General features: G+C 71.1%; 12 protein-coding genes. 8 read left to right on the top strand and 4 right to left on the bottom strand.

Annotated features, from left to right (window positions below; all coding sequences use genetic code 11):
* Positions 1-175 precede the first annotated feature (175 nt).
* Positions 176-667, bottom strand: a complete 492-nt coding sequence (locus tag WME98_RS48965) for a TolB family protein (protein WP_437948391.1) — start codon at positions 665-667, stop codon at positions 176-178.
* A 151-nt stretch (positions 668-818) separates the two neighbouring features.
* On the opposite strand from WME98_RS48965, the gene WME98_RS48960 reads away from it, so the two are divergent.
* The 3 genes from WME98_RS48960 (at position 819) to WME98_RS48950 (ending at position 5,148) form a co-directional block, all read left to right on the top strand.
* Positions 819-1,265 (top strand): hypothetical protein, encoded by a 447-nt coding sequence (locus WME98_RS48960; RefSeq protein ID WP_437948390.1) that lies wholly within the window; start codon positions 819-821, stop codon positions 1,263-1,265.
* A 562-nt stretch (positions 1,266-1,827) separates the two neighbouring features.
* The gene (tkt, locus tag WME98_RS48955) at positions 1,828-3,816 is read left to right on the top strand and encodes a transketolase (protein WP_061623787.1); all 1,989 of its coding nucleotides are present in this window, start codon (positions 1,828-1,830) and stop codon (positions 3,814-3,816) included.
* A gap of 384 nt (positions 3,817-4,200) precedes the next feature.
* Entirely contained in the window at positions 4,201-5,148 is a 948-nt protein-coding gene (locus WME98_RS48950; protein WP_437948389.1) for an AEC family transporter, read from the top strand.
* A gap of 168 nt (positions 5,149-5,316) precedes the next feature.
* Here the strand turns inward: WME98_RS48950 and WME98_RS48945 are convergent, their stop codons facing one another.
* Complete coding sequence (locus WME98_RS48945; RefSeq protein WP_437948388.1) at positions 5,317-6,867, bottom strand: Hsp70 family protein; 1,551 nt, start codon at positions 6,865-6,867, stop codon at positions 5,317-5,319.
* A gap of 110 nt (positions 6,868-6,977) precedes the next feature.
* On the opposite strand from WME98_RS48945, the gene WME98_RS48940 reads away from it, so the two are divergent.
* The 3 genes from WME98_RS48940 to sigJ all read left to right on the top strand — a co-directional run bounded on the left by WME98_RS48940 (position 6,978) and on the right by sigJ (position 8,989).
* Positions 6,978-7,463, top strand: a complete 486-nt coding sequence (locus tag WME98_RS48940; protein WP_437948387.1) for a hypothetical protein — start codon at positions 6,978-6,980, stop codon at positions 7,461-7,463.
* Between the two features lie 241 nt (positions 7,464-7,704).
* Positions 7,705-8,058, top strand: coding sequence for a carboxymuconolactone decarboxylase family protein (locus WME98_RS48935; RefSeq protein ID WP_437954121.1), 354 nt, complete (start codon positions 7,705-7,707; stop codon positions 8,056-8,058).
* Position 8,059: 1 nt separating this feature from the next.
* Positions 8,060-8,989 carry an RNA polymerase sigma factor SigJ gene (gene sigJ / locus WME98_RS48930; protein WP_437948386.1) on the top strand — a complete coding sequence of 310 codons (930 nt, stop codon included), beginning with the start codon at positions 8,060-8,062 and terminating at the stop codon, positions 8,987-8,989.
* Positions 8,990-8,998: 9 nt separating this feature from the next.
* Here the strand turns inward: sigJ and WME98_RS48925 are convergent, their stop codons facing one another.
* Positions 8,999-9,832: a helix-turn-helix domain-containing protein gene (locus WME98_RS48925; protein ID WP_437948385.1), complete on the bottom strand. Its 834-nt coding sequence runs from the start codon at positions 9,830-9,832 to the stop codon at positions 8,999-9,001.
* A gap of 208 nt (positions 9,833-10,040) precedes the next feature.
* On the opposite strand from WME98_RS48925, the gene WME98_RS48920 reads away from it, so the two are divergent.
* Together WME98_RS48920 and WME98_RS48915 are read left to right on the top strand one after the other, a co-directional pair.
* Positions 10,041-10,913: an NAD(P)-dependent oxidoreductase gene (locus WME98_RS48920; protein ID WP_437948384.1), complete on the top strand. Its 873-nt coding sequence runs from the start codon at positions 10,041-10,043 to the stop codon at positions 10,911-10,913.
* 19 nt (positions 10,914-10,932) lie between these two features.
* A complete protein-coding gene (locus WME98_RS48915; RefSeq protein ID WP_437948383.1) occupies positions 10,933-11,715 on the top strand; it encodes an SDR family oxidoreductase in 783 nt (260 codons plus the stop codon).
* Positions 11,716-12,215: 500 nt separating this feature from the next.
* On the opposite strand, the gene WME98_RS48910 is transcribed toward WME98_RS48915, so the two are convergent.
* Positions 12,216-13,136, bottom strand: a complete 921-nt coding sequence (locus WME98_RS48910; protein WP_437948382.1) for a transposase — start codon at positions 13,134-13,136, stop codon at positions 12,216-12,218.
* Between the last annotated feature and the right edge of the window lie 71 nt (positions 13,137-13,207).

The raw sequence follows: 13,207 nt of genomic DNA, 5'->3' as shown, positions 1-13,207 counted from the left end.
CGTCCCGCAGCCGACCGCGAACGATGCCATGGGTACGAGCGGGATAGAGAATTTGTCGAGTGCCATGCTCGCGGGGTCCCGCTCGGTCTGGTCCTCTGCAAACGCCTCTGGATCTTTCGCTGTGGCGGAGATTGGGTGAGGTGAAGCTGGGTTGGGGTTGAGGGCCGGCGTCCGCTCATGGTGCGATGCGGTGTGCTTCGTAGATGTCGGTCCCGCCGGAGCGCTCCGAGGAGAAGAAGAGAATGGACCCGTCCGGCGACAGGTAAGGATCGTTCTCGCGCGCGTCGGGAACGTTCACCTCCTCCAGCGGCTGCGGCGGTTCGAAGGCGTCGTTGGTCCCCGGCCGTCGCGCCCAGTACAGGTCGTCCCCTGAACGGAACAGGATCTGCCGGCCATCATCGAACAGGACGGGCGCCAGCTGGTCGCCCGCGTCGTTCAGCTCGGCGAGCGGGACGAGCTCGCCCCATTCGTCCAGCGGGCGCTCGCGGGACGCGATCGCGAGGTTCCAGCCCTGGGTATCAGGCCCATTCAGCCCGACCACGACGCGGAGCTCGGGCAGATCGACGTGCGGGTTCATCGCCTGCGTGCCGTCGTCGTGACCGGGATTGAGCGCGTCGACGTAGGAGGGCTCGCCCCAGGGGGCGTCCCGGCTTGCGCGCTCGGACATCCAGATGCCCGATCGTTCCGCGCTGCCGCGAAAGAAAGGAGCATGGGACGCCTGCCCACGATGTGCGCCGCAGATCTTGCTGGAGCCGACCTGACCCAGGTTGGGGTGAGCCGACCCAGGTTGGGGTGAGCCCGTGCTCTGGCAAAAGCGCGTGTCCGGACCGGACGCCTGGTACGACGGTGGGGAGGCAAAGGATATCGCCGTCGATCCCGAGGACAATCTCCTGATCGTGGGCCGCAGCCTGGGAAATCTGGATCTGGGCGGTGGACCAATCCCCGCCGGGACGCACTTCGTGGTGAAGATGAGCCCGCTCGGCGACTACATCTGGCACCGAGAGGCACCGAGCGACGCCGTGTTCGCGGACTCCGCCGGGAACGTCATCGTCCTGGGAGAAGGGTCGATCGTCAAGCTCGATGCTTCCGGCGCGGAGCTCTGGCGCCGCACGTTCACGGGCACGCCCGCCACGATTCGAGGCCTGACGACCTATCACGACGACCGACTCGTGCTCGTCGGCGACTTCACGGGTACAGTCGACTTCGGCGCCGGCCCGCTCACCGCCGCAGGCAGCGACGGCTTTGTGACGGTCCTAGCTCCCTGACGTACGCGATCGCGATTGCGTCAGGGGTGACGGATCCTGGTGTCCGCGAGCTCCCACGACGCCTGAGCTGGCGCTCGCTGCGCCATCCCACCCCGCGCCGTCCTGCCAACCTGGGTCGGGTCGGCCAACCTGGGTCGGGTCGGCCAACCTGGGTCGGGTCGGCCAACCTGGGTCGGGTCGGCCAACCTGGGTCGGGTCGGCCAACCTGGGTCGGGTCGGCCAACCTGGGTCGGGTCGGCCAACCTGGGTCGGGTCGGCCAACCTGGGTCGGTCGGCCAACCTGGGTCGGGTCGGCCAACCTGGGTCGGTCGGCCAACCTGGGTCGGGTCGCGGCCAACCTGGGTCGGGTCGCGGCCAACCTGGGTCGGGTCGCGCGCACCGCTGCACACTTCCAGCCTGACCAAGCTGGCGATCCGCGATCCCCGCGCATCCCGAGAAAGCGCGGACTTCGAGCGCGCGCCGAGGAGCCCTCCAGGCAGACCAGACGCCGCTCGGCCGGGGGAGGGAGGGCAGGGTGAGCGAAAGGGCGCGCTTCTTGACGAAGTAGGTTAGAGTGCGCGCCATGCCTGATTTCGCCAAGCTCGCCGCCGCGTGCACGATGGCCCGCGGCCTCGCCATGGACGCCGTCCACGCCTGCTCCTCCGGTCACCTCGGCCTGCCGCTCGGGGCCGCCGAGATCGGGGCCGCTCTCTATGGCGACCTCCTCCGTCACGACCCGAGCGAACCGCACTGGCTGAACCGCGACCGCTTCGTCCTGTCCGCCGGCCACGGCAGCATGTTCCTGTACGGCTGGCTGCACCTCTCGGGCTACCCGGTGTCCATCGACGACATCCGCCGCTTCCGGCAGTGGGAGTCGAAGACGCCCGGCCACCCGGAGTACCACTACACCGAGGGCGTCGAGGCGACGACGGGCCCGCTCGGTCAGGGCGTGGGCAACGCGGTGGGGCACGCGGTGGCCGCCAAGATGCTGGCCGCCCGCTACAACACCCAGGAGCACACGATCTTCGACCACACCGTCTGGTGCCTCGCCGGCGACGGCTGCCTCCAGGAGGGCGTGGCCGCCGAGGCGGCCGCCTTCGCGGGACACTTCAAGCTCGACAACCTGATCCTCATCTACGACGCCAACGACGTCACCCTCGACGCCATGGCCGTGAAGACCCAGAGCGAGGACACGGCCAAGCGCTTCGAGGCCTACGGCTTCGAGGTGCTCCACATCGAGCAGGGCAACGATCTGCAGGCCGTCCACCGGGTGCTCGGCCAGGCGCGGGCGTCGAAGAGCGGCAAGCCGAAGTTCGTCGTGGCCCACACCCTGATCGGCAAGGGGATCCCCGAGGTCGCCGGGACGCAGAAGGCGCACGGCGAGGGCGGCGCCAAGTTCGTGGACCAGGCGCGCAAGAACCTGGGGCTCCCGCCGGAGCACTTCTACGTGAGCGAGGAGGTCAAGCAGTTCTTCGCGAAGCGCAAGGAAGAGCTCGGCAAGGCGCGCGCGGCGTGGGAGTCGACCTTCCAGGCCTGGCGCGCGAAGAACCCGGAGCTCGCGCAGAAGCTCGACGAGGGCACCTCGCGGAAGGTGCCCGCCGACCTCGACGCGCGCGTCCCCGCCTTCGCCGCCGGCACCAAGGTCGCCACGCGGAAGGCCGGCGAGACCGTGCTGCAGGCTGTCGCCGAGGCGGTGCCGGCGCTCATCGGATCGAGCGCGGATCTCTACGGCTCGACGTTCAACTACATCGCGTCGAGCACCGACTTCGATCCGGAGCACCCCGGCGGCCGGAACATCCGCGCGGGCATCCGCGAGCACGGCATGGGGGCGATCCTGAACGGCATCGCCTACCACGGCGGCCTGCGCCCGAGCGGCGCCACGTTCCTCGTATTCGCGGACTACCTGCGGCCGAGCATCCGCCTGGCCGCGCTGTCGCACCTGCCGGTCATCTACATCTTCACGCACGACTCGGTGGGCGTGGGCGAGGACGGGCCGACGCACCAGCCCGTCGAGACCGTCGCCGGGCTGCGCGCCATCGTCGATCTCGACGTCATCCGGCCGGCGGACGCCGAGGAGACGGCCGGCGCCTGGATCGCCGCGCTGGAGCGCACCGACGGGCCGACGGTCCTCGCGCTCACGCGGCAGGCCGTCCCGATGCTGCCGGGCGACGCCGCCGCGAAGCGCGAGGGCGTCCGGCGCGGCGCCTACGTCCTCGTCAAGGAGACGGCGGCGCTCGAGACGATCCTCATCGCCACGGGCAGCGAGGTGCAGCACGCGGTCGAGGCCGCCAAGCGGATCGGCCCCGGCGTCCGCGTCGTCTCGATGCCGTGCGTCGAGCGGTTCGCGCGCCAGGACCGCGGCTACCGCGAGGCCGTGCTGCCCGCGGCGTGCACGCGGCGCGTCTCCATCGAGGCCGGCGTCACCTTCGGCTGGCACCAGTGGGTGGGCTCCAAGGGGCTCGCCCTCGGGATCGACCGCTACGGCACGAGCGCCCCCGGCGACATCGTGATGGACCGGCTGGGCATGAATCCGCAGGCCGTCGTGCAGGCGGTGCAGGACCTCGTGCCCTGAGCCTCGGGAGAGCCGCCCGCCGGGACGCCAAGGACGCCAGGGAGCAGCGCGCTCTCGGCGTCCGTGGCGTCCTTTCCTCTGCTGTTCCGCCGGTCGCCGGCCGGCTATAGTCCGCCGTGGTGCGCTGCCGGCTCTGCGCTTCACCGCTCGCTTACATCCATGGCCACGCCGCCTGCGTGAACGGCCGCTGCCCGATGTTCGGCGCCAACCAGGCCGAGTGCTGCAGCGGCGAGACCGCGGAGAGCTGCCCTGCCGCGGCCGACGACGGCGCTGCGCCGCGGTCGCCGACCGGGAGTCCGGGAGGGCGCGCGCCGTGACGCGAGCCGCTCGATCGACGAGAGCCCTGGCGACGAGAGCGCTGGACGCCGCGCGCCGCGGAGCTACATGCCGCCCGTGCCGTCGGGCGACCTGATCTCGCAGCTCCTGGCGCTCTTCGCGGTGCTCGGGGTCGGCGTGCTGCTGCGCGCGCTCGGCCGCGGCGGCCAGGCGGACGCGGCCGTGCTGAACCGGCTCGTCGTCGACGTGACCACGCCGGCGCTGATCGTCTCCGTGCTGCGCCGCTCCGGCATCGGCCACGGCGCGTGGGGCGCCGTCGCCGCATCGACGATCGCGCTCTTCGCGTGCGCCCTCGCGGGCGTCGCGGTCGCGCGCGCCCTCGGGCTCCCGCGCGCCACGCAGGGCGCCGCGGGCCTCGTCGGCAGCTTCTCCAACACCGGGTTCCTCGGCGTCCCCGTCGTGCTCACCCTTTACGGGCGGGCGGGCGACGCGGCGGGGACGGCGATCCTCGTCGACAGCATCGTCACGATGCTGATGCTCTGGACCTTCGGCGTCGCGCTAGCCGCGCGCATGGGCGCGGGCGGCGACGTGGACGCGCGGAGCTTGCTCCGGGTGATCCTGCACCCCAACGTGCTGTCGATCGCCGCCGGGCTCGCGCTTTACGCGCTGCCGATCCCCTTGCCGACGTGGGTGGAGCGCGCGCTCGACGCGCTCGGGAGCGCGACCCCCACGCTCGTGTTCCTCGCGCTCGGCCTGAGCCTCGACCTGCGCTCGCTGCGCGGCCGCGTGCGGCCGCTCGTCGCCGTCGCCGCCGTGAAGCTGGTCGTGGCCCCGGCGGTCGCGCTCGGCGCCGCGGTCGCGCTCGGCCTCCGGCGGCCGGTGTCCGAGGTGGCGGTGCTGCAGTCGGCCATGCCGACCTCCATGGTGTCCGTCATCGTCGCCGCGCGGTACGGCTGCGACGGCCAGTTCGCCGCGGCCACCGCGGTCGTGACGACGCTCGGGGCGCTGGCGACCCTGCCGGCCGTGATCGAGGCGCTGCGCCGGCTCCTCGCGTGACGCGCGTGCCGCGCGTGACGCGCGTGACGTCGGAGGATCGCGGGCGAGGCCGCTTCCGATGGCGATCCTCGCCCGAGGCGCTGCCCCGGTAGCGCGGCGCCGTCCAGCGAGGGCGCGGCGCGCGCGGCCGAGATCAGCGCGGATGCCTCCAGGCCACAGCCGGCGCGCTCACGCGCCGACCTGATAGACGCGCTGGTAGCCCGCCTCGACGTCGGTGATCGTCACCTCGACGATGCCGTGCGAGGTGATCGCGTACTGCTCCTCGATCAGCGGCCCCTCGTTGGTCATGCGCTGCACGGGCACGGCGGCGATCTCGGCGGCGCGCTCGCGGAGCCGCCGGTCGAAGGGGAACACGACCTCGTTGAACGCCGTGATGTCGCCGTGGGGCACGCCGAGCCGGTCGAGCGCGGCGCACTCGACGAACCGGTAGCGGCCGACGTTGTGCGCCGCGCGGTACACGCGCCGCGAGACCACCGGCGCCTCGTGGCTCGACGGGACGCGCGCCTCCCGGTCGAAGATCGGGTCGAACACCACCTCCTCCCCGCCGCTGCTCTCCCGGAACACCCCGAAGTGGCGCGACAGCCGGTCGGACAGCTCGAAGCCCGCGTCCTCGTCGACGGCGATGGCGAGCCCCATCGCGATCGCCGCGGAGGGGTAGGGGGAGCGATGGACGCGGCGCCCGAAGCGCTCGCGCAGCGTCCGCGCGACGACGGGCAGCGAGCTCGCGCCGCCGACGACGTAGATCCCCGCGATGTCGGCGAGCGCCTCGCCCGCGCCGGCGTCGAGGCGCGCGATCACCGGCTGCATCGCGGTGATCGTCGCCTCCACGAGCGGCACGCACCGGTCGTAGAAGTCGGAGGCCGAGATCGTCACCTCGTGCGCGGGCGCGAGCTCGCCGAGGCACGCCTCCAGATCGATCACGATCCGCCGGGAGTTCGGGTTGAGGCGCTCCTTCGCCTCGCGGCACTGGTCCGCGAGCGCCGCGAGCGCGCGCGCCGGCAGCGCCTCACGCTCGATCTTGGCCGCGGCGAGCGCCATCTCGCTCAGCGCGGCGTCGAAGTCGTCGCCGCCGAGGTGGTTCAGCCCCGCGGTCGTAACGGCGTCGTGGCTCCGCCCGGTCATGTGGACCAGCGAGGCGTCGAACGTGCCGCCCCCGAGGTCGTACACGACGATGTGCTCGCGCTTCGACGTGATGGTGCTGCGGTAGCGGTGCGTGTACTCGAAGCCGGCGGCCGAGGGCTCGTTCAGGAGCGCGATCACCTCGAAACCGGCGCGGCGGAAGGCGTCGAGCGTCACGAAGCGCTGCGTCCCGTGCGCGTTCGCCGGGGTCGCCACGACGCAGATGAGGCGCCCGTCGTCGTCCTTCTTCTTGGGTCGGTTCGACCGGTGCAGCACGGCGTCGCGGAGCGACCTCAGGAACAGGGTGAGGAGATCGAGCACCCGGAGCTTCGTCCCGCCGATCTCGACCTCGAAGTCGGGCGACGCGCGCGGGCCCGAGAGCACGCGCTTGAACGAGCGGAGCACGGTCCACTCCGGGTCCGAGGCGACCGCGAGGGCGTCGAAGCCGAACCGGAGCTCCCCCCGCCGCTCGGCCGCCACGGAGGGGTAGAAGTCCACGGGGTCCCCCGCCGTGTCCTGGAAGCTGATGACGGGGTAGTTCCCGCGGTCGCAGCACGCGACCACGGTCCGCGTGGTCCCAAAATCGATCCCGAGTCGCAAGGCGGGTCTCCTCCGGCCCGCATGCTGCCACACTCGGCCTCCCGCGGTGCAGATCGCTGCACGCGGCCCGTGGGAATGTCGGGGAAACGCTTTTCCAGTACACTGCCCGCGTGGACCCCTCCGGCCTGAACCTCCCGACGCCGCCGGATCAGGGCAAACGGTCGCAGCTCCTCGGCGGCGTGATCAGCGCCTCGATCGGCGTCGTCCTGCTCGCGGTGGGCCTGGTCCAGCTCCTTTTCTTCTATCTCCCCGGCAAGACGCCGCGCCTGACCATCGAGCTGATCCTGATCCCGATGGGGCTCGTCTTCGGGATCCCGGGCGCGCTCGATCTGCGGCGCTCGCTCCTGAACCGCTGGGTGATGCGCCACGGCGTCCCCGCCCAGGCCGAGGTCCTGCGCCGCGACTTCACGAAGAAGGAGTACGACGGCAACCCCGTCAGCCGGCTGCACCTCCGCGTCCTGCCGCGCGACGGGGCGCCCTACGAGGTCACGATCGACTGGATCGCGCACACCGAGCTCATGATGCTGAGCCCCGGGCGCGTCGTGCCGGTGAAGGTGCACCCGAGGAAGCCCCGGGCGGTCGTGATCGCCGCCTGAGCGCGCGGCGCGCCCCTCGCCGCGAGTCGGTTGTGCGCTGTAAAATTCTTGTGATATGAAAAATTGCGCTGAGCGAGCGCCGGATCGCCCAGGCGTCACAGGCGGGGAGGCTGGATCGTCGTCAGGTGGAGGGGCCCGCGGGTCCCGGACAAGGAGAACCACCGTGAGCGACAGAACCGCTGTGAAATACGAGCAGGAGATCCCGGACGTGCTGCAGGCGCTGGCCGGCGTGCACAAGGCGATGGACAAGCACGGCTTCGACAGGAAGATCATCCACCTCGTGCAGCTGCGCGCGTCGCAGATCAACCAGTGCGCCTTCTGCGTGAAGATGCACACGCGGGAGGCGCGCCAGGACGGCGAGACGAACGAGCGGCTGGACCGGGTGGTCGTGTGGGAGCACGTCAGCGATTTCAGCGAGCGCGAGCGGGCCGCGCTCGCCTGGACCGAAGCGCTGACCGTCCTCGATCGTCGGACCGACTATGCGGCCTTGCGCACGCGGCTGCGGGAGCACTTCTCCGAGCAGGAGATCGGCGTCCTGACCTCCGCCGTCGCCATGATCAACCTGTGGAACCGCATCCAGGTGTCGAGGCACTGAGATGACCCGAGAGGACGACGTCGCGGCGTTCGAGGCCACGAGGCCCATGCTCCTCGGCCTCGCCTACCGCATCCTCGGCTCGCGCGCGGAGGCCGAGGACGCGGTGCAGGACACGTTCCTGAAATGGCAGAGCGCCGACAGGAGCGCGATCGAGAACCCGGCCTCGTGGCTCACGACCCTGTGCACGCGCCGGTGCATCGATCTCCTGCGGGCCGCCCGCAACGCCCGTGTCGACTACGTGGGAGCCTGGCTGCCAGAGCCGATCCACGCGTCGACCGAGGGCGAGCCCGGCGAGCGGCTGTCGCTCGCGGCGTCGCTCCAGACGGCGTTCCTGCTGGTGCTCGAGCGCCTCACCCCGAAGGAGCGGGCGGCGTACCTGCTCCACGAGGTGTTCGACGTGTCCTACCCGGAGATCGCGGCGACGCTCGGCCTCCAGGAGACCACGTGCCGCAAGCTTGTCTCGCGGGCGCGCGCCAACGTGGCGCAATCGAAGGTGCGGCACACCACCCCGCTGGACCGGCAGGAGCAGCTGCTCGCCGCCTTCCAGACGGCCGTGGCGAGCGGCGGAACGGACCAGCTATCGGCGCTGCTCTCGGACGAGGTCGAGCTCTGCGCCGACGGGGGGGGCAAGGTGCCGACCCTGCGCGAGGTCCTGCGGGGCAAGGCCGAGGTGCTCGAGTTCGTCGGCCGCGCCCTCCACGCGTACTGGGGCGACTACACGTGGGAGGCGACGGACATCAACGGGGGCCGGGGCGTCGTCCTGTGGAAGGACGGTTCGGCCGTGGGCTGCGTGTCGTTCGCCTACGACGAGCACGGCGCGGCGACGAACGTCTACATCGTGCGCAACCCCGACAAGCTGGCCCGCCTGGGCGAGGGCGGGGGCGACGGCGGAGGCGGGGTCGCGCCGGGCGGCGCCCGCGAGGCCGGCTGATCGGGCGGATCAGCGCCTGGGCGAGCGGCGCGCCAGTGCCGTGGGCGTGACGCCGAGGACGCGGCGCATGCACCGCGCCATGTGGCTCTGGTGCGCGAACCCCGCCTCGATCGCCACCTGGCTGGCGGGCAGGTCGCCGCGCGCGAGCAGCGCCTTCGCGCGCTCGACCCGGCGCTGGACGACGTACTCGTGCACCGGCAGGCCCGTCGACCGCTTGAACAGGGTCTTGAGGTGCGAGGCGCTGATCTCGGCGACGTCGGCCAGCCGCTCCAGGGACAGGTTCTGGTCGAGGTGCTCCTCGATGTACGCCGTGACGCGCCGCAGCTGCTGCGGCGACAGCCCGCGTTGCGACCGGGCCGGCGCGGCGAAGCGGCCGAGCAGGTGCACGGCGAGGGCGAGGCCGAGGCTCTCCGCATAGAGGAGCCCGTTCGGATGGCCGGCCATGCGCTCGGCGTCGAGCGCCCAGGCGATGTGCTCGATCTGCGGATCCCGGAGCTGGTGGCGCAGATCGAGGCCGGCCGTGTCGGGGTCGCGCCCCATGTCCATGGCGGCGCGGCGCACGAGCGACGCGGGCAGCTCCAGCAGGAGCGAGGTGTTCGGGTCGTCCTCGTGCCAGACGTCCGCAAACCCGGCGGGGAGGACGTCGGTGTCGCCGCGCGTGTAGAGGAACCGGTGGACGCCGCATGAGCCGCGGACCGGCGGGCCCGTGAGCATCTTCAGCCGGTGGTTGGACGAGGGCTCGAGGGCGACGACGCCGCCCGGGGTCTCGAGGACATCGACGCGCGGCCCGAGGCGAGGCCGGGGCGCGCTCGCCGCGTGGTCCTGTGTGCCGGTGGCTCGCATCGACGGCGAGTATCCACCGGCGTCCGGCCGCGCGCCAGGCCACCGGCGCGCGGGCGCCCCTCAGCGCGGGCTGCGCGGGGCGGCCCGCCGCTGGCCGAACGTGCTCTCCGCGCGTCCAAACGTGCGCGACGGGCCGGCGCGCGGACCGCATCCATGGCGAGCACCAACGCCCGCCATGGACGGCGGGCGCGCCAACGGAGGACATCCTATGAGTGAAGTCTCGGTTATCGGCCTGGGTCGCATGGGCATCGCGCTCGCCGGGGCGCTGCTCCGGAGCGGCGCCCGCGTCACCGTCTGGAATCGGACGAGCGCGAAGGCCGAGCCGCTGGTCGCGGCGGGGGCGGCGCTCGCGTCGAGCGTCGCAGCCGCCGTGCAGGCGAGCTCGGTCGTCGTGGTCTGCGTCGCCGACTACCAGGCCACGTACGGGCTGCTGGAGGCGACCCAGGTTGCCGCCGCCCTCGCCGGAAAGGTGCTCGTTCAGCTGAGCACAGGGACGCCGAAGGACGCGCGCGACGGGGAGGCGTGGGCGAAGGCGCGAGGGGCCGATTACCTCGACGGCGCCATCCTGGCTATCCCGAGCCAGATGGGAAAGCCCGAGAGCAGCATCATCGTCTCGGGTTCGGCCACGGCGTTCGAGAAGAGCAAGGCGCTCCTCGAGCGCATGGCCGGCACCGTGTCGTACCTCGGCGGGCAGGTGGGATCGGCGTCGGCCCTGGACCTGGCCTTCATCTCGTTCGTCTTCGGAGGGCTGGTCGGCTTCTATCACGGCGCTCGCATCTGCGAGAGCGAGGGCCTGCGCGTGGGCGATTTCGGTTCCATGATCGCCGACGTCGCGCCGGCCGTGGGCGGGATGATCAAGCAGGACGGCGACGCGATCCAGGTCGGGACCTACGAGAGCCCAGAGAGCTCGCTGGAGATGTGCGCGCGAGGCGCCGAGATCGTCCTGCGACAGGCCCGGGAGGGGAGGATCGACGCCGTGATTCCGGCGTTCACCCAGGGGCTCTTCCGGAAGGGCGTGGCCGCGGGCTACGGCGCCGAGTCTCCGGGCGCGCTGATCAAGGTGCTGCGGGCGGCAACCTGAGTTGCTGAAAGGACGGGTCATGAAGAGCTACGCAGGGAAGAAGGCGGTCGTCACCGGTGGAACCCACGGCATGGGGCTTGCCACGGTCAAGGCGCTCCTCGACGGGGGCGCCGAGGTGCTGCTCACCGGCAAAAACGAGAGGAATATCGAGGCGGCGCGGCGCGAGCTCGGTTCGAGGGCGAACGTGGTGCGATCGGATATGGGGAGCATGGCGGACATCGACGCGCTCTTCGCGATCGTGAGGGACACGCTCGGGCAGATCGACTTGCTGTTCGTCAACGCCGGTGTCGCGAGCCTGGAAACGCTGGACCAGGTGACCGAGGCCTCGTACGACTGGACGTTCGGCGTCAACACGAAGGGGGCGTTCTTCACGGTACAGCGGCTGGTTCCGCTGATGCGGGATGGAGGAGCCATCGTCTTCACGACGTCGATCGCCAACGAGGGCGGCAGCCCCGGCATGAGCGTCTACGCGGGATCGAAGGCGGCGCTGCGGTCGTTCGCGCAGGTCTTCGCGGCGGAACTGCTGCCGAGGCAAATCCGCGTGAACGCGGTGAGCCCCGGGTTCATCAAGACGCCGACCATGGGCATCGCGGGCGCATCCGCGGAGGCGCTGGCGGCCTTCGAGCAGGAGGGCCGCGAGGTCACCCCGATGAAGCGAATCGGCACGCCGGATGAGGTGGCTCGCGCCGTGCTGTTCCTTGCCTTCGAGGCGACCTTCACCACGGGCGTCGAGCTGCCCGTCGATGGCGGCCTCGGTCAGGGCATCGTGACGCCTCACGCGTCACCTGCCCCGGTCACCTGACCCCGTCACGTCACCTGACCCGGGTTCACCCGCCTCCCGCCTACCCGACCCAGATCGCCTACCCGACCCCGCCTACCCGACCAGGTTGGTTGACCTGACCCAGGTTGCGGTTGACCTGACCCAGGTTGCGGTTGACCTAACCCAGGTTGAGGTTGACCCTAAGGTTGAGGTTGACCCCACCCAGCCTGGTGCGCGTCACCCGAACCGAGGGGTACCCCGCGGGCGAAACCCCGACGGCGGCGCGGCCGGCCCAGGGCAACCCATCAATCCGGGGGCTTCGACCGGCGGCGGAACAGCCGCTGTCGGTCAAGCAGAGACGCGGCGGCTTGGCGCCGCGCCATGCTGACGTGGCGCGGCATGACGCATACGCAGCCATCCTCGGAGCGCTTCACCGCGGACCCGCCACCCGCTCCGCCCCCATCACACGCACGTTCCCCAGGACCATGCGGAGAGGTGTCCCTCTCCAACCCGTCGCGCGCGCTCTCTCTCCGCGTGCGGTGCTATCCCGTGCTCACCGGGTCATTGACGCTGGCGCCGTGAAATGTGCACATCCACCACGTCCCCACCGGGAATAAAACGCTGCGCACGCCAGCACGCCATCGTTCGAGCGCAGCACGGTACGACGCGCGAAACGCGCGTACGGCGGCAGCAGCGGTTCGCCAGGCGTCGCCCTGGTCACGGCCGACGGCAAATGTCGGATTGCGCCCGCGCAGGCCCTCGGAGCTTGTGGCTCGCTCATAAGGCGAGTTTTTAGTGACTTGCTCGGCGCCCACGAAGCGGAGCCCTCTCCGCTCCATGTCCGCATGCGCAAGCTCTTCCTGGCGCTCGAGCTCCGCAGCGACCTGACGGCGAAGGCTCTCCGCATCCTCCGGCGCGATGTCCGGCGGCAGCGCCAGCGGCAGCGTCGCTTCCTCGACCCACTGCGGGTTCGCCGGGTCGAGATACACCGAGGGCCGTGTCGCGCGCAGCACGCCACGGCCGAGCTCACCCACATGTACCTTGACGCCCGGCCATTCCGTCGCATGCCGGACCAGACCAGCGGCCACAGGGTTCGCGAGCACGTAAGCGATTTTTTCGACCACCGCGGCCGGCGTCATCAGCCGTACCACGCTCGTGGCCTCGTGGTCCCATACGGGCCCTTCCCACTCGCGCAGCACCTTCGTCCCCAGAGCGACGAGGCGGTGGAAATACTGCAAGAAGCGCGGCAGTACGCCCTGCACATCGGTTACCACGAGGTGCAGATGCGTCGACATTGCGCAAAGAGCGTGAACCTCGACGCCGTAGCGGCGGGTTGAGACTGCGAGGGCGTAGACCAAGAGCTGGTTGATGGCCGCATCGGGGCGCAACAGGAAATGACGGCGTAGGACGCGACGGGTGACCAGGTAAGTTGCGCCGGCAGCGATCTCGCGAGGCTGGCTCATGGTTGGAGTGCAGAAGCAAGCGTTGTGCCGTGAGTCGGTGTGAATTATTTCAAGGGGTTGCCACCGCGCGG

Origin of the sequence: Sorangium sp. So ce296, from assembly GCF_051529605.1 — a bacterium.
GTDB classification, from domain to species: Bacteria; Myxococcota_A; Polyangia; order Polyangiales; family Polyangiaceae; genus Sorangium; species Sorangium cellulosum_D.
Note: the sequence above shows the minus strand (reverse complement) of the source record. Positions and strands in the feature narration are given on the sequence as shown.